The sequence below is a fragment of the Sessilibacter sp. MAH3 genome, assembly GCF_054658275.1.
Map to the genome: position 1 here is coordinate 48,237 of NZ_BAAGIE010000006.1, position 23,856 is coordinate 72,092.

Annotated in this window: 21 protein-coding genes; 17 read left to right on the plus strand and 4 right to left on the minus strand. The window is 45.5% G+C overall.

The window, feature by feature from the left end; genetic code table 11:
- Positions 1 to 21: 21 nt before the first annotated feature.
- Both ACYQ2C_RS05285 and ruvX read left to right on the plus strand, forming a co-directional pair.
- Positions 22 to 606, plus strand: coding sequence for a YqgE/AlgH family protein (locus ACYQ2C_RS05285; protein ID WP_460047311.1), 585 nt, complete (start codon positions 22 to 24; stop codon positions 604 to 606).
- Between the two features lie 18 nt (positions 607 to 624).
- Positions 625 to 1,071 carry a Holliday junction resolvase RuvX gene (gene ruvX, locus ACYQ2C_RS05290; RefSeq protein WP_460100576.1) on the plus strand — a complete coding sequence of 149 codons (447 nt, stop codon included), beginning with the start codon at positions 625 to 627 and terminating at the stop codon, positions 1,069 to 1,071.
- A gap of 210 nt (positions 1,072 to 1,281) precedes the next feature.
- On the opposite strand, the gene ACYQ2C_RS05295 is transcribed toward ruvX, so the two are convergent.
- Both ACYQ2C_RS05295 and ACYQ2C_RS05300 read right to left on the minus strand, forming a co-directional pair.
- Positions 1,282 to 2,424, minus strand: coding sequence for a PilT/PilU family type 4a pilus ATPase (locus tag ACYQ2C_RS05295; protein WP_460100573.1), 1,143 nt, complete (start codon positions 2,422 to 2,424; stop codon positions 1,282 to 1,284).
- A 27-nt stretch (positions 2,425 to 2,451) separates the two neighbouring features.
- Complete coding sequence (locus tag ACYQ2C_RS05300) at positions 2,452 to 3,486, minus strand: type IV pilus twitching motility protein PilT (RefSeq protein WP_460100570.1); 1,035 nt, start codon at positions 3,484 to 3,486, stop codon at positions 2,452 to 2,454.
- Between the two features lie 148 nt (positions 3,487 to 3,634).
- Between ACYQ2C_RS05300 and ACYQ2C_RS05305 the strand changes: the two genes are divergently transcribed.
- The 14 genes from ACYQ2C_RS05305 to ubiD all read left to right on the plus strand — a co-directional run bounded on the left by ACYQ2C_RS05305 (position 3,635) and on the right by ubiD (position 21,910).
- Positions 3,635 to 4,312: a YggS family pyridoxal phosphate-dependent enzyme gene (locus ACYQ2C_RS05305; protein WP_460100567.1), complete on the plus strand. Its 678-nt coding sequence runs from the start codon at positions 3,635 to 3,637 to the stop codon at positions 4,310 to 4,312.
- A 76-nt stretch (positions 4,313 to 4,388) separates the two neighbouring features.
- Positions 4,389 to 5,255 carry a pyrroline-5-carboxylate reductase gene (proC, locus tag ACYQ2C_RS05310; RefSeq protein ID WP_460047304.1) on the plus strand — a complete coding sequence of 289 codons (867 nt, stop codon included), beginning with the start codon at positions 4,389 to 4,391 and terminating at the stop codon, positions 5,253 to 5,255.
- 56 nt (positions 5,256 to 5,311) lie between these two features.
- Positions 5,312 to 5,902: a YggT family protein gene (locus ACYQ2C_RS05315; protein WP_460047302.1), complete on the plus strand. Its 591-nt coding sequence runs from the start codon at positions 5,312 to 5,314 to the stop codon at positions 5,900 to 5,902.
- Positions 5,903 to 6,445: 543 nt separating this feature from the next.
- Positions 6,446 to 8,413, plus strand: a complete 1,968-nt coding sequence (locus tag ACYQ2C_RS05320; protein ID WP_460100563.1) for a dynamin family protein — start codon at positions 6,446 to 6,448, stop codon at positions 8,411 to 8,413.
- A 135-nt stretch (positions 8,414 to 8,548) separates the two neighbouring features.
- Positions 8,549 to 9,691 (plus strand): homoserine O-succinyltransferase MetX, encoded by a 1,143-nt coding sequence (gene metX, locus ACYQ2C_RS05325; protein WP_460100561.1) that lies wholly within the window; start codon positions 8,549 to 8,551, stop codon positions 9,689 to 9,691.
- Between the two features lie 3 nt (positions 9,692 to 9,694).
- Positions 9,695 to 10,285 carry a methionine biosynthesis protein MetW gene (gene metW, locus ACYQ2C_RS05330; protein ID WP_460047299.1) on the plus strand — a complete coding sequence of 197 codons (591 nt, stop codon included), beginning with the start codon at positions 9,695 to 9,697 and terminating at the stop codon, positions 10,283 to 10,285.
- A gap of 17 nt (positions 10,286 to 10,302) precedes the next feature.
- Complete coding sequence (locus tag ACYQ2C_RS05335) at positions 10,303 to 10,782, plus strand: DUF4426 domain-containing protein (protein WP_460047298.1); 480 nt, start codon at positions 10,303 to 10,305, stop codon at positions 10,780 to 10,782.
- A gap of 5 nt (positions 10,783 to 10,787) precedes the next feature.
- The gene (gene rdgB, locus ACYQ2C_RS05340; protein WP_460100556.1) at positions 10,788 to 11,381 is read left to right on the plus strand and encodes an RdgB/HAM1 family non-canonical purine NTP pyrophosphatase; all 594 of its coding nucleotides are present in this window, start codon (positions 10,788 to 10,790) and stop codon (positions 11,379 to 11,381) included.
- Between the two features lie 5 nt (positions 11,382 to 11,386).
- Entirely contained in the window at positions 11,387 to 12,547 is a 1,161-nt protein-coding gene (hemW, locus tag ACYQ2C_RS05345; protein ID WP_460100554.1) for a radical SAM family heme chaperone HemW, read from the plus strand.
- Positions 12,548 to 12,684: 137 nt separating this feature from the next.
- Complete coding sequence (locus ACYQ2C_RS05350; protein WP_460100551.1) at positions 12,685 to 15,144, plus strand: hybrid sensor histidine kinase/response regulator; 2,460 nt, start codon at positions 12,685 to 12,687, stop codon at positions 15,142 to 15,144.
- A gap of 373 nt (positions 15,145 to 15,517) precedes the next feature.
- Positions 15,518 to 17,614: a polyphosphate kinase 1 gene (ppk1, locus tag ACYQ2C_RS05355; RefSeq protein WP_460100548.1), complete on the plus strand. Its 2,097-nt coding sequence runs from the start codon at positions 15,518 to 15,520 to the stop codon at positions 17,612 to 17,614.
- A 146-nt stretch (positions 17,615 to 17,760) separates the two neighbouring features.
- Positions 17,761 to 18,087 carry a thioredoxin TrxA gene (trxA, locus tag ACYQ2C_RS05360; RefSeq protein ID WP_460047293.1) on the plus strand — a complete coding sequence of 109 codons (327 nt, stop codon included), beginning with the start codon at positions 17,761 to 17,763 and terminating at the stop codon, positions 18,085 to 18,087.
- Positions 18,088 to 19,006: 919 nt separating this feature from the next.
- The gene (gene rho, locus ACYQ2C_RS05365; protein WP_460047292.1) at positions 19,007 to 20,266 is read left to right on the plus strand and encodes a transcription termination factor Rho; all 1,260 of its coding nucleotides are present in this window, start codon (positions 19,007 to 19,009) and stop codon (positions 20,264 to 20,266) included.
- 162 nt (positions 20,267 to 20,428) lie between these two features.
- Positions 20,429 to 21,910: a 4-hydroxy-3-polyprenylbenzoate decarboxylase gene (gene ubiD / locus ACYQ2C_RS05370; protein ID WP_460100544.1), complete on the plus strand. Its 1,482-nt coding sequence runs from the start codon at positions 20,429 to 20,431 to the stop codon at positions 21,908 to 21,910.
- A gap of 174 nt (positions 21,911 to 22,084) precedes the next feature.
- On the opposite strand, the gene ACYQ2C_RS05375 is transcribed toward ubiD, so the two are convergent.
- On the minus strand, positions 22,085 to 22,261 hold the full coding sequence (locus ACYQ2C_RS05375) for a Txe/YoeB family addiction module toxin (protein ID WP_460115646.1): 177 nt from the start codon (positions 22,259 to 22,261) through the stop codon (positions 22,085 to 22,087).
- Positions 22,262 to 22,340: 79 nt separating this feature from the next.
- On the minus strand, positions 22,341 to 22,595 hold the full coding sequence (locus ACYQ2C_RS05380) for a type II toxin-antitoxin system Phd/YefM family antitoxin (RefSeq protein WP_460100542.1): 255 nt from the start codon (positions 22,593 to 22,595) through the stop codon (positions 22,341 to 22,343).
- A gap of 378 nt (positions 22,596 to 22,973) precedes the next feature.
- Here ACYQ2C_RS05380 and ACYQ2C_RS05385 point away from each other — a divergent pair, with 378 nt between their 5' ends.
- A complete protein-coding gene (locus ACYQ2C_RS05385) occupies positions 22,974 to 23,852 on the plus strand; it encodes a GIN domain-containing protein (RefSeq protein ID WP_460100539.1) in 879 nt (292 codons plus the stop codon).
- The last annotated feature ends 4 nt before the right edge of the window (positions 23,853 to 23,856 follow it).

Sequence of the window (23,856 nt, forward strand, 5' to 3'; positions counted from 1 at the left end):
GTCACGCCCAATAATCAAATCATGAATAAATTTTCCGACACCTCCGATTTAAGTACATTGAGTCTGGCGAATCATTTTTTGATTGCCATGCCAGGGCTTAATGATCCGAATTTCAGTCATTCCATCACCTATATTTGCGAACACAACAAAGACGGTGCCATGGGTCTGGTTTTAAACCATCCTTTACCCATGAAGTTGTCTGAAGTGTTTGAGCAAATGGGCTGTGAAGACAAGGGTATTTCTGGCGATTGCGAATTATTAGCCGGTGGCCCTGTTCAGCTCGAACGAGGTTTTGTACTGCATTCAACTGATAAAGAGTGGGACAACACTGCGCAAATTTCGGAAGAAATATTACTCACCGGCTCTAAAGATATTATTGAAGCCATCGCCGACGGTGAGGGCCCAGAAAAATATTTGGTATTTTTAGGTTATGCCGGATGGGAAGCAGGCCAACTCGAACAAGAAATTGCCGACAACGCTTGGTTAACCATACCCGCCGACAGCCGAGTGATTTTTGAAACAGAAACCTCTATGCGCTGGAAAGCGGCAGCGGAATGCATGGGCATTGATATCAATCTCATTTCGCAAACAGCCGGTCACGCCTAGATTCATTAACCAATCGTCGTGACAACTAAACCGTTACCCAAAACCGTGCTCGCCTTTGATTACGGACTTAAAAACATTGGCGTGGCCGTTGGCCAAACCGTGTCGTTTACCGGCCGAGAACTGTCTGCGCTAAAAGCGCAAGATGGCGTACCTAACTGGCATCTGGTCGAGCAACTGCTCAAAGAATGGCGGCCCGATTTGGTGGTGGTTGGCCATCCAGTAAACATGGACGGTACCGCTAGTGAGCTATCGCAACGAGCCAAAAAGTTTGCCAATCGAATCAACGGGCGATTTGGTCTGCCGACAGAATTAGTTGATGAACGGCTATCATCGAGAGAAGCAAAACAAGAAGCTCAAGAGCGAGGCCATAAAGGCAGTTATGGAGATAACCCCATCGACTCTATTGCCGCGCGAATAATTCTTGAGACTTGGTTGAACCAAGCCCAAGCTAAGCAGACGCACTAGTCAAACAAACACATTAAAAGAACGCTACTCAGGCTGCTGACAAAATCTCATCCCATTGAAATGCAGTCAGGCGCTGGGATGGAATTTCATCCCAATGACCGAAGTTTCCGCCGCGAAAATTTCGATAGATTCTTTAACTATGGGATTTATCAAAAAATCTGAAGAGCGCTATTAAGCGCTCTTTTTGCTATCTAAGACCAAATACTAAACTCAGAACAATTTCGAGCGATCACTATCGTCCGATTGCAAGCTCAATTCTTTCGCAGCGTTACCTAGGTAGTCGGCATCGGTTTCAGACGCCAACTTGATCATCAAGCGCAGATCGTTTGGCGAATCGGCGTGCGAAAGAGCGTCTTCATAGGTAATTTCACCGCGATCATAAAGTTCGAACAATGCCTGATCGAAGGTTTGCATACCCAACTCGTTGGATTTTTTCATCAACTCTTTCAATTCGGCCACTTCACCCTTGCGAATCAGATCCGACGCCAAAGGCGAGTTCAGCAGAACCTCCAAACACGCTCGTCGACCCTTTCCGTCCGGCGTTGGGATCAACTGCTGAGCAATAATCGCGCGAAGGTTTAGCGACAAATCCATCCACAATTGCGAATGACGATCGGCCGGGAAAAAGTGAATGATTCGATCCAGCGCCTGGTTCGCGTTGTTGGCGTGTAGAGTACACAAACAAAGGTGACCGGTTTCTGCGAAAGCAATAGCGTGCTCCATGGTTTCACGGGTACGCACCTCACCAATCAAAATAACATCGGGCGCCTGTCGCAAGGTATTTTTCAGCGCAATCTCAAAGGATTCTGTATCTAAACCCACCTCACGCTGGGTCACAATGCAACCTTGATGCTGATGAATGAACTCAATCGGGTCTTCAATAGAAATGATATGACCTTTTGAGTTGCGATTTCGGTGACCAATCATCGACGCTAAAGATGTGGATTTACCGGTTCCGGTCGCGCCCACAAAAATGATCAAGCCACGCTTGGTCATAGCCAACTCTTTAACAATGTCTGGCAGGCCAAGATCATCAATGCGCGGAATATTGGTTTCGATACGCCGCAACACCATACCGGCGAGGTTTCGCTGGTAAAACGCCGAGCAACGAAATCGCCCTATACCTCGGGCACTCACCGCAAAGTTAAGCTCTTTTTTCTCCAAAAATTCGGTGCGTTGTTTTTCGTTCATCACGCTCAACACGAGCTCGCGGGTTTTTTCCGGCGAAAGTGGCTGTGTTGTTACCGGAGTAACCTTGCCATGGAGCTTAACAGAAGGTGGAACACCAGCCGTGATAAAAAGGTCAGAAGCTCCTTTTTCAACCATAAGCGATAAGAGCCGGTCAAATTCCATAGTGATACTCCAAAAATTAATTCGTTATTAGAAGGCTTCGGGGGATTTTGCTTTTTCGCGAGCCACTTCACGCGAAATTACACGTCGCGCCACCAAATCTTGTAAACACTGATCCATGGTCTGCATGCCAATGGAACCACCGGTTTGAATAGCTGAGTACATCTGAGCAACCTTGTCTTCACGGATTAGGTTACGGATTGCCGGAGTACCACGCATAATTTCATGAGCTGCGACACGACCACCGCCAGCCTTCTTAAGCAAGGTTTGCGAGATAACCGCCTGTAAGGATTCCGACAACATCGAGCGCACCATGGCTTTTTCGTTGGCGGGGAATACATCAACCACTCGGTCAATGGTCTTCGCGGCGGAAGTCGTATGCAGTGTTCCGAACACCAAGTGCCCGGTTTCCGCGGCGGTAAGCGCCAAGCGAATGGTCTCTAAGTCACGCATCTCACCGACAAGAATAATGTCCGGATCTTCCCGAAGTGCCGAGCGCAGCGCTTCAGAGAAGCCATGCGTATCTCGGTGTACTTCGCGTTGATTCACCAAACATTTCTTAGATTCGTGCACGAATTCGATGGGGTCTTCGATGGTCAGAATGTGTTCATACTTGTTGTTATTGATGTAATCAATCATTGCGGCAAGCGTTGTTGACTTGCCTGAGCCGGTCGGCCCAGTAACCAGAACCAAACCGCGAGGCACCGCACAAATATCGCGAAACACCTGACCCATGCCCAACTCTTCCATCGTTAACACCTTCGAGGGAATGGTTCGAAATACCGCTCCGGCGCCGCGATTTTGGTTGAAAGCGTTCACACGAAAACGAGCAACACCTGGCACCTCAAAGGAGAAGTCATTTTCGAGAAACTCCTCGTAATCCTTGCGCTGCTTGTCGTTCATAATGTCGTATATCAAGGAGTGAACCTGCTTGTGCTCAAGCGGCGGCAAGTTAATGCGTCGCACATCGCCATCAACACGAATCATTGGCGGTAGACCCGCAGAAAGGTGTAAGTCGGAAGCGCCTTGTTTAGCACTGAAAGCAAGCAACTCTGTGATATCCATAAGAAACCTTGTGACGTTTAAATAATTTAACGAGCGTCCGCTGTAAACGAGAAGATAAGTAAGTTATACACGCAAAAGCGGCAGTCACCCTTTAAAACTGACATAATGTATTGAGTGTGTGACCTAAAAAAAGCGATTCAATAAGTATATGCACAACCTTCAACACAACCTAGATAAAGTACTAGACCGAATTCACAGCGCTTGCGATCAGTTTCAAAAGCCAGCCCCACAACTGCTTGCGGTGAGCAAAAAACGATCGGCCAGCGAGCTAAGAGAAGCTTTTTCGCTCGGTCTAAGATCTTTCGGTGAAAACTACCTTCAAGAAGCTCTTGAAAAACAATCCGAGCTTACCGATCTCAATATCGAGTGGCATTTCATCGGCCCTATTCAGTCGAACAAAACACGCGCCATCGCCGAACACTTTGATTGGGTGCACAGTGTTGACCGACTTAAAATCGCGCAACGCCTCGCAGAGCAATGTCCAGAGGGTAAGGTGATTCAGATTTGCGCGCAAATCAATGTCGATCAAGAAGCGACCAAATCCGGTTTGAGTTTCGAGGAACTGCCAGAATTTACAGAGCAGGTCTTAGGTTTGAAAAATCTGAGACTACGCGGGCTTATGGCCATTCCAGCACCTGCCGACAACTTTAACGCGCAAAAGGCATCTTTTTTAAAAATGGCTGAAGCTCTTCGCCAACTGCAACTGAAATTTCCACAAGCCAATCTAGACACCTTATCGATGGGCATGTCATCTGATTTGGAAGCCGCAATCGCGGCTGGTTCGACTATTGTGCGGGTTGGAACTGACATCTTTGGCCCAAGATAGATAGGCTAGACACCTAAATAATCCCAGTATGCTTTCGGGCAGAACTCAATTGTTAGAGAAAGAGAAGTAGTTGCACGTGAATACCCAAACCAACTCGACATCGCAATCCAATCAACTTAGCCATTTCCCCTCTACAGTTGCGTTCATAGGTGCAGGCAATATGGCCGGAGCAATGATCGGTGGATTACTGGCCAGAGGATTACCCAAAGAGCAATTAATCGCCACGGCAAGAACGCCTGAGCGTTGCGAAGCCTTATCGAAAGAATTTGGTATCGAGGCGACGTCTGACAATAAAGCTGCCGTTGAACAATCAGACATCGTACTTCTTGCGGTCAAACCCAACGCTATGAAAGAGGTTTGTCTCGAAATTGCACCACATTTAAAGGCTGATGCAGTAATCATCACTGTTGCGGTGGGAATTCCGATCAGCACCTACATTGGTTGGCTGGGTGAACACGCCATCATCCGCTGCATGCCCAATACACCATCATTAGTGCAGTTAGGTGCCATTGGTTTATACGCCAACGAACTCTGTAGCGAAACGCAAAAATCTTCGGCACAAAGTGTATTGTCTGCCATTGGCTTGTGCGTTTGGGTAGACACCGAAGAGCAGATTCACGCCGTTACGGCGGTATCGGGCAGTGGCCCTGCATACTTCTTCTTAATATTAGAAGCTATGATTGAAGAAGGTGTTCGCCAAGGTTTAAACGTTGAGGTCGCCAAACAACTGGCCATTCAGACCGCCCTTGGTGCAGCTACTCTGGCCGCACAAAGCCCAGATCAACCCGCCGAACTGCGCCGCAAAGTCACATCACCCAACGGCACAACCGAACAAGCTATTAAGCAGTTTGAAAGCGAAAATCTCCGTGCTATCTTTTCCCGAGCGATGACTGCTTGCTCGAACCGCTCCAAAGCCATGGGTGAAGAGCTAAAAGAACAGTAAAAATTAGACGCACCAATTAATTCATAAAACACGTTTCGTTCTGACAGGATAATTCAATGCAGGCCCTAACAAGCATCGCGACTCTGGTCATTCAAACCTTGGCCACGGTTTATCTTTCTTTCGTAGTTTTGCGGTTTCTACTACAGCTCGCCCGAGCCGATTTTTACAACCCCATCTCACAGTCGGTTGTTAAGATCACTAACCCGGTTTTAATGCCTTTAAGAAAAATTATTCCCGGATTCTTTGGGCTCGACATCGCCTGCATCGTGCTCGGTATTTTGGTGGGTTTTATTGCCATTGAATTAAATGTGCTGGCGGTATATCAGCATCTATTTAACCCTCTTATAGCACTGGCTTGGGCAGCAATTGGCTTACTGTCGTTTACCGTAACCATTATTTTTTGGAGCGTGATTGTTATGGTGATCGCAAGCTTCATCGCACCCGGTAGCTATCACCCAGCATTGCAGCTCATTAATCAGTTACTAGAACCTATTCGCGCCCCAATATATAAACTCATTCCGCCCATGGGTGGCTTCGATCTCAGTCCAATCTTCATTCTATTGTTTGTTAAAATCATCGATATTTTGTTGCAGAGTTTGGCGGGTCAGGTAGGTTTACTACCACAATTGGTGCCCGGTTATTGGTAACCAATCAACCTTACCAATTTACGCTGAGACCGATGTTTTTTTGGTCTCAGTGCGATAATGACTGACGCATCATTCATCATTCTATCTGCTTAAAGTTTATTCAGGCCTTAAAAATAACCTCAAAAATATTAAGCCCTAGCACACTGGCTAGATTTAGGCTTTAATATACTTTGTCTATCTTGTCCATAACCTAAAATCTGATTTCGCGAGACGCGGTTAACAAAAATATCCGCCAATAATCAGTAATAGAATGTTTTGAGACGTCAATCAAATTTAAATGTTTGTTAAGTTTCTGACTAATTAGGAACTTTGCTGTAAACAGTAAAACTAAACGATTCACATCAAATAGTGTGCGGTTATTCCCAAGATAGCCTGTTAGATATCACAGTTTTGGTGAGATTCACTCAACTTTTATCCAATTTTTGTCGCTATTATTCGGCATGCATGTCGCTTGAAACATTTATTGAGTAAAACTTGTACCGCTTATCTCGGATAAAACTCTTGATTTCATTGACACTTTAGAAACGATCCTTTGTTCAAAATATGAGTCTTTTTACCTTACAACGCCGACTAAATGATCTTGAACAACATCGAGTTGCTTTGATTAATAAGCTGCTTGCGTTCAAACACTGGTACGACAAGAGCGGACTTCACAGTGCTCAAGCCGATCAGATTATCGAATCAGCACTGGAGCAGTTGCGCCAGCATCACAGCTGCAGCTGTGTTTTGGTTGGCGAGTTTTCCCGCGGTAAAACCGAGCTCATTAACGCTTTGCTTTATTCACGTTACCAATGTCGAGTCATGCCTACTCGTCCGGGACGAACGACGCTATGCCCTACAGAGATTGGCTACAGCGCAGACCTGCCGAATAACAGCATTCAATTGTTGCCCATGTCGACGCGCAAAACCGGGTCGAGCGTAGGTGCTTATAAAAAAATCCCCAACAATTGGATCAACATCGCCTTTGACGTGAGCAATCCTGCGTCTTTGCAAGATGCTCTGGGTCGCATCGCCGAAAAACAATACGTCACCGAAGATCGAGCTCGCGAGCTTGGTTTTAACTGCTCTACCCTAAATCGCCACCCCCAAAATATTCAGCAGGTAGAGATTCCGGCTTGGCGCTATGCATTGGTCAATCTTGATCACCCACTGTTGGCGATGGGCTTAAAAATTATCGATACACCGGGACTTAATGCTCAGGGCGTTGAGCCAGAACTGACGATTTCATTGCTCAGTGAAGCTGACCTGCTCTTATTTACGTTATCAGCAGACGCGCCAGTGAGTGCAACCGATCGAGCTATTTGGCGCGATTACGTTAGCCAAGAAGACAACAGCAAAACCATGGTTCTGCTGAATAAGATCGATAGTTTGTGGGACGACCTTATCTCTGCGCCGTCGGAAGAAGCGTGTATTAACGGTGTGCGTACCGATACAGCATTGGCTTTGGGTTTAGCACTTCAACAAGTGATCCCAATCTCTGCCAAAAAGGCATTGCTTGCCAAGGCTCGCGACGACAAGGGTCTTCTTGAAAAAAGCCGCTTTGATCAGCTAGAAGCACAACTGACGACTGAGTTAATTGATAAACAAAAACTCTTACTTAAATTGCCCGCTATTGAAGATGCATTGGTGTTAATGCGTCAAACGCGCGATCAGCTACATACTCGCCTCTTAGATCAAGCTGAGATGCTGCAATCGGTACAACGAAGCGCCAACGACAACAGCACCGAAACGCTAACGCAGGTAAAAGAATCCATTAAAGATATGCACCGCAGCGTGCACCAAGCGTCTTTGATTCATCGCTCCCACGAGCGTTTGGTCAAACATCAATACGAATCGTTGTTAGCGGTATTTGATCAGAAGCAGATCGAAAAAATCTTTAATTACCTGCACGATGCCGCAGCCGATCCCGATGCGTTATTAAGCCCAGCCATGAAGGCTGCCTTTAAACAAGTTCAGTTTGGCTTGCAAAAACTTATCGCCGAAGCCGATCACGCCAACACACTCATCAGTGAGATATACAGCACGCCCGCAGAAACGGAATCTATGCCGTTAACATCTCGTAAGCTGGATTTGAGTAATCGTAGAGTCGCTCTGGCGCGCTTGAAACAACGTTATGAAAAGCACTTGCAAAGTGTGGAGCAAGGCCCACAAGACAAGGCGGTGGTGCGTTATTTTCTGCTAAATCTCTGTCACGAATTGCGCGCGTTTATCACCGAAACCATTCACCAAATTTCGATATGGCAGGCTCAGGCACTGACGCCGTTATCGTATCCTAATGAATGCCAAAAACAGCTTTTACAAGTTGAATTGCTGGCCTTGTCGCGACTTGGCAACCAACAAAAACCCAGCGATCAACAATTAATTGCTCTTAGGGCAGAACTCACCCTCAGCGAAGATCGTCTCTACACATTAAATCAGCTGATTGAAGCAACCGAAGCCCTAGAACCCGCCGCACAAAGCTCTGCGAAAGTGGTTCCGTTTCAATTTTCCCGCAAAAGCGCAGGGCAATAGCACTGTTTTTATACCTGCGCCGCACACAGCCCTAACCGATGTGGTGCATGTTTCCGAAAAGCTCATATAATACTAGGTTTAGGTGCATTCTTGACTCGAACGCACTCGTGAGCTTTTCAGGAGACTCCCCACCTCATGACCAAACCTTTACCCACAGACTCTGTGGGAATTGTGCAACCTAAACGCCATAGGTTTACCGAACCTCTCACCCTTGCCAGCGGCCAAACCCTTGAAGAATATGAACTGGTTTATGAAACCTACGGTGAATTAAACGCAGCCGCCAGCAATGCGATTCTTATTTGTCATGCCCTATCCGGCCACCATCACGCTGCTGGTTTTCACAGCAATGACGAGAAAAAGCCAGGTTGGTGGGACAACTATATTGGCCCCGGAAAACCCATAGATACCAGCCGCTTTTTTGTGGTGAGTCTCAATAATCTTGGCGGCTGCCATGGTTCAACCGGGCCAACCAGTATCAATCCCAAAACGGGCGAAGTGTGGGGGGCAGACTTTCCACGACTTAGGGTACGCGATTGGGTTCACAGTCAGGCAAAATTAGCAGACGTTTTAGGCATTGAATGCTGGGCCGCAGTGATTGGCGGCAGTCTTGGTGGCATGCAGGCCATGCGCTGGTCACTGGAATATCCAAACCGGTTGCGCCACTGCGTTGTTATTGCCTCGGCGATGAAGCTTTCCGCGCAAAATATCGCATTTAACGAGACCGCACGACAGGCAATTACGTCCGATCCAGACTTCAAAGACGGCCACTACTTAAAGCACAACACCTATCCCAAGCAAGGTTTGGCGGTAGCTCGTATGATCGGCCATATCACTTACTTATCTGGCGATGGTATGGGCGAGAAATTTGGGCGTGAGTTAAAAAGCGGCAACTTCGAGCTGGGCAATGAAGAGTTGGTTGAGTTTCAAATTGAAAGCTACCTGAAGTATCAAGGCGAACAATTCTCCGGAACCTTCGACGCTAACACTTACATTCTTATGACCCGGGCCTTGGATTACTTCGACTTGAGTCGTGAATATGAAAACGATCCAGCAAAGGCGTTTGCCGAAGCTCGCTGTAAGTATCTAGTCATCTCTTTTTCCAGCGATTGGCGCTTCTCGCCCGAACGCTCCCGAGAAATCGCCGATGCACTAATCGCGGCACAAAAACCCGTGGTGTACGCCGAAATCGAATCCAGCCATGGTCATGACGCCTTTTTGGTACCGAACGAGCGCTATCAGCAGGTATTTTCACGCTATTTAAAACGAATTGAGGTCTAAGCGATGAGAATTGATTTAGACATTATTGCCAACTGGGTCTCTCCCAACAGTCGTGTGCTCGATCTAGGATGCGGCGACGGTACGCTGCTCGCGCAACTGACCCAAGACAAATCCATCTTTGGATATGGCTTGGAAATCGACGAAGATCATATCAACCAATGTATCGATAAAGACGTAAACGTTATCGAACACGATCTTGATGAGCGCAGCCTGCAAAATTTTGCCGACGCCAGTTTTGATACGGTCATCATGACCCAAGCACTGCAAACCATGCGCTATCCAGATCTATTGCTCAACGAAATGTTACGCATTGGTAAAGAATGCATAGTGACATTTCCAAACTTTGGTCATTGGCGCGCGCGCTTATATTTGGCATTGCAAGGCAAGATGCCGGTTTCCGACTTTTTGCCCTATGAATGGTACAACACACCCAACATCCACTTTTGTACCTTCAAAGACTTTGAAATACTCTGCCGCCAAAAGAACATCAAAGTGCTTCATCGCCAAGTGGTAACCGATAACAGCATCGACCAATTTGGCTCGCAGGTTCTGCCCAATCTGTTTGGCGAAACCGCGATCTATCATTTGAGTTAGTCACGAGGACATTCATCATGTTAAACCGTCACACACATCGTACATTCTGGATTGCAGGGCTTGGCACTGCACTGCTCAGCTTGCTTATGGCATCGGCATCGAGCCAAGCGGCCGACGAACGCTCTGTGACAGAAGACGGTTACAAGATCGTCTACAGTGTGTTTCCCAGTGAGTTCATCAAACCCGATATCGCCGAGCAATACGGATTAATTCGTGGCGCCGATCGAGCACTGCTCAACGTAGTCGTCACCGTTGATGGCAAAGAAACCGAATCGCTGGGTATTCCCGCTTCGATCGAGGGTGAAGCATCCAACCTGCTTCAGCAGTCGCAAACTCTTGAATTTAAAACCATCAACGAAGGCAACACGGTCTACTACATAGCGCCGGTTCGACACCTCGACGAAGAAATCTACAATTTTTATTTGAAGGTCACACCCGAAGGCCACGACAAGGCAATTCGCGTTCAATTCAATAAAAAACTCTATAAATCTCAATAGTGAATATGCTTAAACTGCCTGAAAAGCTCGTCCTTGCCAGCACCAATGCTGGCAAGTTGAAAGAGTTATCTCTACTGCTGTCCCCGTTCAATGTAAACGTGTTAGCACAGTCGGAATTTAACATTGCCGACGCTGACGAAACCGGTCTGAGCTTTATCGAAAACGCTCTCATCAAAGCCCGTCATGCATCTAAAATTTCTGGCTTGGCCGCACTGGCCGACGATTCGGGCCTGTGTGTAGCTGCATTAAACGGCGCTCCCGGAATTCGATCGGCCAGATACAGCGGCGGTGGCGACTCTGAGAATAATCAAAAACTGCTTGCAGAATTGAGCGATGAAACTGATCGCAGCGCTCACTTTGTTTGCGCCTTGGCCTTGGTGACGCACTGGCAAGACCCAACACCAACGGTCGTTTGCGGCCAATGGCATGGTGAAATTTTACGTGCGCCACAAGGTGATTTTGGTTTTGGTTACGACCCGGTATTTTGGGTGCCAACGCACGGTTGCGCAGCCGCGCAGCTCAGCAAAGAACAAAAAAGTGCCATAAGCCATAGAGCCATCGCTTTGCAAAAATTACTGGCTGAACTTAAGGCGCAATAAGTACTGTGACTAAACTTGCCCTGCCTCCGTTGGCCCTGTACGTTCACATTCCTTGGTGTGTACGCAAATGCCCTTACTGCGACTTTAACTCCCACGCCGGTGGCAATGAGATTCCCGAGCAAGAATATCTTACTAAGCTTTTGGACGATTTAACTCTGGAGCGGCAATATGCTTACGGCCGAAAGATTTCGAGTATCTTTTTTGGCGGTGGCACACCGAGTTTATTCACTGCCAAAACCATCGGCACAATTATTGAGCAAGCCGAGCGTATGATTGGCTTCGACGACTCTATTGAGATTACCCTTGAGGCTAATCCGGGAACCGCAGAGCAGGCCAAATTCGCGGATTTTTTTCGCGCGGGCGTGAATCGCCTCTCGATTGGCATTCAATCATTTCAACCTGAGCATCTCATCAAACTCGGTCGCATTCATAACGATACCGACGCTCAGCGAGCCATCGAGATGGCAAAACAGGCGGGTTTTACGCGTCTTAATCTCGATTTAATGCATGGTTTATCGGGTCAAACCGTCGAGCAGGCACTTCGTGATATCGATATGGCAGCAAGCTTTGAGCCGGATCATCTGTCTTGGTACCAATTAACCATCGAAGCCAACACCGAGTTTTATTCCCGCCCACCACAACTACCCGAAGAAGATTGCCTCGCGGATATTCAAGAATTCGGCTTGGCTCGCTTGCAAGAACACGGCTACCAGCAATACGAGATCTCTGCCTACGCGAAAAGCCCGTCGAGCCGATCAAAGCACAATCTAAATTATTGGCAGTTTGGCGATTACCTTGCTATTGGCGCAGGCGCTCACGGCAAGATCACCCATACTGAACAAAATACTATTGAGCGCTACTGGAAAACGCGTCTTCCGGCAGACTATCTCAAAAAAGATTCTTTGCTCGGGTTTACCGCTAACCAAAAAATTGTGTCGAAAGACGAATTGCCCTTAGAGTTTTTTATGAATAGTTTACGTCTGGTCGAGGGTGTGGATGTCTCCTTATACCAAGACAGAACGGGACTCGACCTCAACAAACTGAATCTAACCGCGCCTATTAACAAGGGATTGATCGAAATTGTCGATCGTTCGGGTGCCGAGACCATAAAACCTACGGATCTGGGGCTTAAATATTTGAACAACACGTTGGATTACTTCTTGTAGGCCGCAGCTCCACCAGAACACCACGCACAATAATTTGGATCAAATCAGTACAAAAAAACCAAGCCCAAATTCGCCAGCAAAGCTGCTAAGATAATCGATGAAATGGATTGCACGGAAAACCGAGAAACTGTGATGTCATGATCGATCGGCAGAAATTTGTTCATAAATTCAAAAACTCGATTGCCTATCGATTGCTGTCGTTGGTCATTCTCATCACTACGGCTATCGCTCTTGCGGCCACCTTAATTAGCGTCTACATCGGCTACCAAAACGACCTCTCACTTCTTAACAAACGTATTGACCAAGTCAAAATCAGCCTGTTGCCAAGCATCACCAGTAGTCTTTGGTCCTTCGATGAAGAACAGCTGATCATCCAAGTTAATAGCCTACTGGATGTCGAAGATGTTATTCAGGCGAAAGTAGTGTGGACGGATTGGAATAAACAACAGCGCGAGATCGTCTCGGGAATCAGCCTACAGCAATTTAATGATTCCGATTTGCTGATAAAAACCTACGATTTGGTGTATCGAGAGAAAAATCTCACCGAACAAAGTCTGGGTCAGCTGCAAGTCACCGCAAGCTTAGCTCGGTTAAAACACAACCTTATTCAACGCACGGGCGTGACCGCATTATTCCAGGGGATTCAAACCTTTGTTATTGCGCTGCTGTTGTTACTGCTCATTCGTAAGCTGCTAACCCGGCACATGGAGTCTATCGCCGAGTTTGCAAAGCGCGTTAATTTAAATAACTTAGAATCACCGCTGAAACTCAATCGAGTTCACCACAAACATACCGATGAACTCGATAACATCGTCGAAGCCTTCAACACTATGCGCGAAACACTGCTGCAAGACATTGAACGCCGACAAATCATGGAAGAAAAACTGCGTCTAGAAACCTTAGAGAAAATCGAATCGCGCAAACAAAAAACCATCGCCGAAGCCGAAAACCGCGCAAAAAGCCATTTTTTAGCAACCATGAGCCACGAAATACGCACCCCAATGAACGGCGTGCTCGGCATGATTGAGCTGTTAAAAGACTCCCCATTAGATCGCGAACAAAAAAAGCAACTCGATGTTATTTATCGATCAGGCAACAGTTTATTAACCATCATCAATGACATTCTTGACTACTCTAAAATCGAAGCCAATAAACTTCACTTAGAGCATATTGAATTTTCATTAGAAGAAGTTATTAACGACTGCTTACAACTCTTCGCTCGCCAAGCCAGTCATAAAAATATTGAATTAATATCGCGAATTGCCCCGGATATTCCCAGCCATTATTTGGGCGATCCTACACGGATACGACAAATTCTGAATAATTTAATCAGCAATGCCTTAAAGTTTACCGAACGTGGCTACGTATTTTTGGATGTATCGCTGAAATCAAAACAACAACATGAATATGACATTCACTTTTCGGTAGAAGACTCGGGTACTGGTATTAACCTAGATCAAGCCAAATTATTGTTTGAACCCTTCCAGCAGGGTGACAATAGTACGACCCGAAAATACGGCGGCACCGGCTTAGGTTTAGCCATTTGCAAACATCTGGTCGAGATGATGAATGGCGACATTGCCGCCTGTATAAATCACCCCAGAGGCACACAAATAAAATTTCACATCCAATTAGACGTCAACCCCTTACTCCTCAAAAACCAAGTCTTTAATCCCGATGATTTATCAAAATGGAAAACTCAAAACTCCATCTTGTTTTTAGGCATTACCGATTTTTATCAAGAAATTATTACTCGAAAATTTGATTACTGGAAAAGTAACCGCAACTACTTCAGCCTAAATGATTTAAATGCTACAAATAATGTAGACGTTATTATTATCGATATTAATCGCTATTTAGAAAATAGTTTAGCCAAACCGTTCACTGAGCTAACCACTCAAGAACATTTTCAAAAATTGTTAAATTCGCTCAAACAATTTTCGCGAGCGCCAAAGCCAATACCGATCATTACCATTTCTTCGGTGAGTATTAGTCAGCCGCAGAAGAACCAATGGGTAAACGAAATCTTTTCGCAAATTGAACAAAGTACTTTTTTGTCGCTAGAAGCGCAGCTACCCAAGCCCTTGATGCTGAATCAGCTTGAGCATTCGTTATTTGATATTCTTTCTGGCAAACAAAGCTCATTTAAATCCAAGAATACGCCAAAGCCCGTCACCAAAACGTCAGAATTTATTTCCGGTTTAAAAGTCTTGGTCGCCGAAGATAATTCGGTGAATCAAATGGTTATAAAAGGTATGTTGAAAAAGCTAAAGGCGATTCCTACCGTTGTGGAAAATGGTCGACTTGCCGTTGACGCGGTAATAAATGCGCCAGTACCTTTTGACATGATCTTAATGGATTGTGAAATGCCTGAAATGGACGGCTTTCAAGCGGCGCGTTTGATTCGCGAATTTGAACGCGAAAATCAACGGGTCCCAATTACCATCATTGCATTGACGGCCCACGTTTTGGCCGAACACCAAACAGCCGTGTTTGCCTCGGGCATGAACTACTATCTGACCAAACCTATGTCGATGCAAAGTTTGTTGACGGCCATACATGAATTAGAGATTGAAACTTCAGAATCAAAAGCCTGAGTTGATTTGCAGTTAGCGAATATGGCCGTGTTCGCCAACTATTTTAGACAAGCCTCATAGTTCATCGGGAAAATTTCTCAACACGATTTATTGCTCGCGACAATATCAATAACCGTTTATTCTGACCTTAATATGTCATACGCATTGGCTAAACTTTTAATGTTCTTTAATCATTCAATGAATATGAAGAAATTGATTCTGCGAGTTTCAATTTTTCGAAAACTTCAATAAATTAGTGTTATCAAATTTGGCGTAACAGCTCGATTACCGATGTGGTTAACTTGAATCAGCCAAATACCTATGAAAACGAATTCCAGCAAATTGTTTAGCCAATTGCATTAGTGGCTAACGGCTCTTAGAAGATAGTCAACCCATGTCACAAGACCAAGCTAGTAAAAAAGATCCAGACACTCAGCCAATATCTTTAAATAATCCAGATTTCTACATCAATCGAGAAATCAGTCATCTGAAATTTAACCAGCGGGTTTTATTACAGGCTCTCGATTATGGTCATCCTCTGTTGGAGCGACTCAAATTTTTGCTTATTTTCAGCTCCAACTTGGATGAATTTTTCGAAATCCGAGTATCGGGACTATTCTCGCGTATCGATTTAGAACAAGAACGTGCTGGCCTTGACGGTTTACCGCCAGAAGAGGTGTTGCACAAAATTAGCGAAATGTGTCACCCACTGGTTGAACAGCAGTACAAAATTTTGAATGAACAACTTATCCCGGAGATGCAAAAAGAAAACATTCATTTTGTTCGCCGAGGTGATTGGTCTGATGCTCAAAAAGACTGGGTAAAAACCTTCTTCAAAGAAAACATCATCCCCGTTAGCAGTCCCATTGGACTCGATCCCGCACACCCGTTTCCGTTGCTGGTTAACAAGAGTTTGAACTTCATTGTCTCTCTTGAAGGCAAAGACGCCTTTGGTCGCGAAACCGGTTTAGCAATTGTGCCCGCGCCGAGATCTCTCGATCGCGTTATTCGCATACCGGATGAGCTGTGCGAAGGTGGCGACAACTTCGTGTTTTTATCGTCAATGATTCACGCCCATGTTGATTCGTTATTTCCGGGCATGACGGTTAAAGGCTGCTATCAATTTCGTATTACACGCAACGCCGATTTGGATGTGGATATGGAGGGTGTTGCCGACCTAGCCTTGGCGTTAAGAGGCGAATTGGCGTCACGTCGATTTGGTCGCGCCATTCGCCTTGAAGTGGCCGACGATTGCCCCGACGCGCTGATTGATATTTTGTTAGAAAAAACCAAGCTCGATCGCAGCAATCTTTATCAAGTGAACGGCCCAGTAAATCTAAAAAGACTGATGCGCATTCCAAGCTTAGTCAATCGCCCCGACCTGAGTTATCCGTCGTTTACACCGGGTATCCCCAAAGGTCTGCGCGACCGAAAAAGCATGTTTACTTCTATTGCCAAAAAAGATTATCTGCTCATGCATCCGTTTGAATCGTTCACACCGGTGATTGATCTCATTCGTCAGGCGGCCGTCGACCCTGATGTGTTAGCGATTAAACAAACGCTCTATCGAACCGGCGACAATTCTCCGATCGTACATGCGTTGCTAGAGGCAGCACGAAATGGAAAGGAAGTAACCGCTGTCGTTGAATTGCGAGCACGCTTCGATGAAGAAGAGAACCTTGCCCTTGCCGCTGAATTACAAGCTGCGGGCGTTGTTGTGGTTTATGGCGTGGTTGGCTACAAAACCCACTCAAAAATGATTTTAATCGTACGTCGCGAAGGTAAAAAATTGCGCCGTTATGTGCACTTGGGTACCGGTAACTACCACGTTGGCACTTCTCGTCTTTACACCGATTATTCACTTTTAACGGCCGACGAAGATATTTGTGCGGACGTTCACAAAGTTTTCCAACAATTAACCGGTATGGGCAAAATAGAGCGTATAAAGCGTGTACTAAATGCGCCATTTACGTTAAAAGCAGGATTAATTGAGCTGATCGAACAAGAAATCACGGCTGCTAATGCGGGTAATAAAGCCCGAATTATTATGAAAGCGAACGGTCTAACAGAGCCTGACATCATTCATGCCCTGTACCGCGCCAGCCAACACGGCGTTTCTATTGATTTGATCATTCGCGGCATGTGTTGTTTACGCCCAGGTATTCCAGGCGTGTCGGAAAACATTCGCGTAAAATCCATTGTCGGACGCTTTTTAGAGCATACTCGCACCTACTACTTTGCAAATGCACAACCTTCCATTTATTGTGGCTCGGCGGATTTGATGGAACGCAACCTCAACCGACGTGTTGAAGTTTGTTTTCCGATCCAATCATCCAGCTTGGCAAACCGTGTGCTATACGATTTGGAAGCCTATTTGGAAGACAAATCCCAAAGTTGGGTGTTAGGTAGTGATGGTGAATACACCCCTCAAACGAAGAGGGATTTAGACGATGGCGTGCAGAATCGCCTTTTACAGTCACTGAAGAATTAAACAAACATAAAATATGGACTGTGACTTAAAAAACTCCTAGCACAAGAACGATTAAGCGCTTGTCCTTGAGCCTTACAGTCCTTATCATCCCTGCCCTATTACCCTATCTAGCCAACGGGCAAACAGAATTAAACGGAGACAAGAACATGAGTGAAGCGATCCTACAGATCACTGACGACACTTTTGAAGAGCAAGTCCTAGGTGCAGAAGGTCCTGTTTTGGTGGACTTCTGGGCGACCTGGTGTGGTCCCTGTAAAATGATTGCACCCATTCTTGAAGAATTGGTGGGTGTATACGACGGTAAAGTGACCATCTGCAAAATGGACGTAGATGCGCACAAAGAAACCGCCTCTAAATTTAATATCCGTGGCATTCCAACGCTGATGATTTTCAAAAACGGAAATTTAGAAGCTACCAAAGTGGGTGCATTGTCTAAGCAACAGCTTATCGATTTTATCGACAGCGCGCTGTAATACGTAAGGGCGAAGCAGTGCAAACCGGCCGAAAATTCTTTTGATTACCAAAAATGTGATCAAAATTTTGAAGAAATTTAAAACACCGTTTTGCACTCGCCCGAACTTATCGCTATACTTGTTTTGTTTCTGCCCAGTCATACTCTTGCCTCAAGTTTGCAGGTCTGCACACTCCCCATAAATTCCGAGTGATGCCTTCGTCCTAGAAAGCCTTAATTTCCATTTGAATACTTTCTATCGACTCTGATTATTGATGTCCTCCAAACTTTTCCGAGATGTTTGCCATACTGAATGAGCACCGGGTATACAATTTAAAATTAACGACATAAAGACCAATTATGTTTATTGCATAACAATAAAATCACATGCAATAAACCCTTTTGGATTACGAAACATTTATTGGAACGACCGATTAATTTATCCGTTAATCAGTTGTTCCTTGTATTAAGGTCAAAGACATTAATACGCTATAACATTTGAAAATTTCAATTGATTTTTTTATATCAAAATCAATTGCGTAAATAAGAACAATTAGCCGTGTTTTAGTCGCTCGGTAACGCCAGTAAAACACTCAAATAAACGCTGAAAACCACGTAGCGTTAGGCATAAAAAATTATACCTCGCAAAAATACTGGTGTTTTATCGAAGCCATTCGCGTCAAGGATTTAATTGACTCAATTGATAATCTTAACGACCTAACGTTTATGAAAGAGCAACTCAAATTGCTTCGTTTTGTCGAATTTCCTAAGTTAATTTCTATGAATGCCGAAAATTAAAATACCTTTTATGCGATTCGCAAATTTTGAAACAATTTTTTATCAGAACAATTTTCACTAACCGGTTTATACAAACCAATCGTTAATCAATCCGTATCGAGAACTTGCTCGTACGGCGCCCACCCCTAAGACTTCAATTACCTATGAATTTAACAGACCTAAAAACGAAACCCATCGAGGAACTTATTAATATCGCAACAGAGATGGGCCTCGAAAACATGGCTCGGTCGCGAAAACAAGACATCATCTTCAACATTCTTAAGCGCCACGCAAAAGGCGGAGAAGATATTTATGGCGACGGTGTACTTGAAATCCTTCAAGATGGTTTCGGCTTTTTACGCTCCGCAGACAGCTCCTACCTTGCCGGTCCCGACGATATCTACGTTTCTCCTAGTCAAATCCGACGCTTTAACCTGCGCACAGGTGACACCATTGCAGGAAAGATTCGTCCTCCTAAAGACGGCGAGCGCTACTTTGCTCTGTTAAAAGTTAATGAGATTAACTTCGACAAACCGGAAAAACTGCGCAACAAAGTATTGTTTGAAAACCTAACACCCTTATTCCCAGATCAACGTTTAGTTTTAGAAGCCGGTAATGGCTCAACTGAAGATTTAACGGGTCGAATCATCGACTTGATTGCGCCGATTGGTAAAGGTCAACGTGGCTTGATTGTAGCGCCACCGAAAGCCGGTAAAACCATCATGATGCAGAACATCGCTCAGGCTATTACCCGTAACAACCCAGAATGCCATCTAATCGTTCTTCTTATCGATGAACGTCCTGAAGAAGTAACCGAAATGCAGCGCTCGGTGCGCGGCGAAGTGGTTGCCTCAACCTTCGACGAACCACCTTCACGCCACGTACAAGTTGCCGAAATGGTGATCGAAAAAGCCAAGCGCTTAACCGAACACAAAAAAGACGTTGTCATTCTTCTAGACTCGGTAACCCGTTTAGCACGTGCCTACAACACCGTTGTGCCTTCATCCGGTAAAGTATTGACCGGTGGTGTTGATGCCCACGCCCTTGAACGTCCTAAGCGTTTCTTCGGTGCTGCACGTAATATCGAAGAAGGCGGCAGCTTATCGATTGTTGCTACTGCGTTGATCGATACCGGCTCAAAAATGGACGAAGTTATCTTCGAAGAATTTAAAGGTACCGGTAACCAAGAATTACACCTTGATCGTAAAATCGCCGAAAAGCGCGTTTACCCAGCGATCAATGTACGCCGCTCAGGCACCCGTCGCGAAGACTTGTTGATGAAAGAAGACGAGCTACAACGCGTATGGATTTTGCGCAAACTTCTTCACGACATGGAAGATGTTGCCGCAACCGAATTCCTTGTGGATAAGTTGAAAAACTTCAAAACCAACGATGAATTCTTCTTATCGATGAAACGTAAGTAATCGAAGCATCAGACTAAACCGGTCGGCTCTCGGCCGGTTTTCACCACTTCTCATCTGCAAATCTTACTGAACGTCTAACAGCGCTCGCTGATACAATAGCAATACAAAACTCGTTTTGTTACGTACCTGACTTCCCAGCCATTCATTGCACGATAAGTATTCATGACCGATAAAGCCCTGAAATACAAAGACTTACGAGACTTCTTAGACCTGCTCGAAAAACGCGGCCTACTCAAACGCATCACTCACGCCATTGATCCCAATTTAGAAATGACCGAAATCGCCGATCGCACGCTGCGAGCCGGTGGCCCGGCGTTGTTATTCGAAAATCCCGTCGGCAGTGATATTCCAGTATTGGCCAACTTGTTTGGTACACCCGAACGTGTTGCTCTAGGAATGGGAGCAAAAGATGTCGAAGCTTTGCGCGAAGTGGGTAAGTTGCTGGCGTTTTTGAAAGAACCTGAACCGCCAAAAGGTTTGAAAGACGCCTGGAGCAAGATGCCGATCTTCAAGCAAGTGTTGAATATGGGCCCAAAAGAAGTCTCGCGGGCGCCTTGCCAAGAAATCAAACTCGAAGGCGATCAGGTCGATTTAACCAAGCTGCCCATCCAAACCTGCTGGCCGGGTGACGCGGCTCCCTTGGTAACTTGGCCTTTGGTTGTGACTCGTGGCACTCAAAGGGAACGACAAAATCTGGGTATTTATCGCATGCAATTGATTGGCAAAAACAAGCTGATCATGCGCTGGTTAAGCCATCGCGGTGGCGCACTCGATTTTCGTGATTGGCAAATAGAACATCCGGGTCAGCCATTCCCGGTGTCAGTCGCACTCGGCGCCGACCCAGCGACTATTTTAGGCGCAGTGACGCCCGCTCCCGATACGCTCAGCGAATACGCGTTTGCAGGTTTATTACGTGGCGATAAAACCGAAGTGGTGAAATGTATCGGTAATGATCTACAAGTACCGGCTTCTGCGGAATTTATTCTGGAAGGCCATATTGCCCCCGGCGAAATGGCCGACGAAGGCCCGTTTGGTGACCATACCGGTTACTACAACGAAGTCGATTCTTTTCCGGTGTTTACCGTAGACAGAATTACCCATCGCAAAAATCCGATTTATCACAGCACCTACACCGGTCGACCACCGGATGAACCTGCGGTGCTAGGCGTGGCACTTAACGAAGTGTTTATTCCGATTTTGCAAAAGCAATTCCCCGAGATTGTCGATTTTTATTTGCCGCCAGAAGGCTGCTCTTACCGACTCGCCGTTGTGACCATGAAAAAACAATATCCCGGCCATGCCAAGCGTGTGATGATGGGGGTTTGGTCGTTTTTGCGCCAATTTATGTACACGAAGTTTGTTATCGTCACCGATGACGACGTCAATGCTCGGGATTGGAATGATGTGATCTGGGCTATTACCACGCGAATGGACCCAGCGCGCGACACCACTCTTGTTGAAAACACCCCAATCGATTATTTGGATTTTGCCTCTCCGGTTTCGGGTCTCGGTTCAAAAATGGGAATGGATGCTACTCATAAATGGCCAGGGGAAACCAATCGCGAATGGGGCACCGCAATCGCTATGGATCAAACAGTGAAAGACAAAATCGATGGTATTTGGGATGAATTGAATATTTTCTGATATTCAATTTTTATAGGAAGCTCTGATTAACCCAGAGTTTCCAGCGACACAAGAATGTGTCGCCAATTTCTAGAACGGTAAGTGATTGAAATTGTGAAGAAATTGGAAATCGCATTTTCAATTTCTGTCCTTTGATTAAATCAGGGATGAGTTAACCAGAGGTTCCTATAGTCGTCAGTAGTGGTACCTACACGAGATAATCGTGATTGCGATATCGTCCACAGCATAAACCAAACGATTGGTATCATCGATTCTACGCGACCAGAAGCCAGAGAGGTTTTCTTTTAACGCTTCTGGCTTGCCATTACCTTCGAACGAAGAGCGTTGAGCATCAGCGATTAATTTGTTGATGCCCTCTCACGTTTTCTTATCTTGTGTCTGCCAATAGATGTAACTGTTCCAAATTTCATCAGTTCACGATGAAAGCCTACTACTCATCAATCAGCGCTCTATGAGTTGTTTTTCGATTTTTAAATTGTGCAATTGAACGATTTAAGTGCTCAGCATTAGCAGGCGAACGAAGCAAATGCACCGTTTCCATAAGGCTATTGTAATAATCCAGCGACATTACTACGGCATCTTCAGAGTCACGACGAGTAATTACAACGATATCTGCGTCATCCACAACACTATCTAAAACTGCTTTAAGCCTATTTCTGGCATCAGTAAAAGAAACGATTTTCATAGAACGCCCAACTTGTAGAACATTTGGTATAAGTCTAACCAAGAAATAAAAACAAGTACCGAATTCGCGCAAGACTTTCGTTGGCGACAAATACCAGACTGTAGAAACGAATACTCGATCTTACTCTTAGCTGTTCACAAGAGAGTATTTTATCCAGTACTTTTGTGAATAACTCCTGAGAAACCACCCACCTTAACGATTAATAGCTCCGTTTAAAACCCTCAAAGCATTGCATATAAAAGACTTTATCGATAGTAAATACTCACACCAAAAATTCAATTCTGTGCGACTAAGATTTACACAAAAAAGCTATTGAGCTTCTGCGTAATGGTGATATAGTTATATATAACACCATTACAACTAACTCGGGCCAATGACATGTTAAGCGCAACATCGCTTCCAATGATTCACCGACAACACCAACACATCCGCTCGCTGATTTGGTTGTGGAGTTTTGCTGCATTCACGATGTGGATAATTATGTTCGCAAACGCCGCACACGCTGAAGATGCCAATCAAGGCAAAAAAACGTTTAACTTGTCAGAGGTTCATCAGATTGATGTGTCTGACTTCTACCAAGTGACGCTAATTCAGGGGGACAAAGAATACGTAACCGCCACCGGTCCTTCACAGGCACTTGCCAATATTGACGGCCAATTTCAAGGCAACGTGCTTTCATTGGGTAGCAAGACCGATGCACTCCTGCCGATCTCTCTAGAAATTGGTATCAAAAATCTAGAAAAACTCGTCCTCGAAAATGTATTAGAAACCAAAATTGAGTCTCTAAATGCCGACAAACTGAGCCTAGCGTCTGTGGGTACCGGATTATTATCGTTGGGCAAAATATCTGCGCAAAAACTCAAAATTACCAGTCATGGTACCGGCGAAATCTGGGGCGAATTACTCACCAGCACCGACGTCAATCTCACCGTATCAGGCTCAGGCAACGTCAACATATTTGAGCTGAAGGCCAACCATCTGCGCACCAACATTTCTGGCAGCGCCGGAGTTCATATCGATCACGTCGGCGAGGTAGAGACCTCTGCCATATCGCTTTCCGGGTCGGGCTTGTTTGATGCAGCCAACCTCATCATGCATCAAGCAGAAATCGCCATCGCAGGTTCTGCGAACGCTTTGGTTAACGTATTAGAAAACTTAGACGTCAGCACTTCCGGTTCAGGCACCGTTACCTACTATGGTAATCCCAACATTGATTCGGGCATTTTCGGTACCGGCTTAGTGCGTCGCGCGTTTTAAGGCT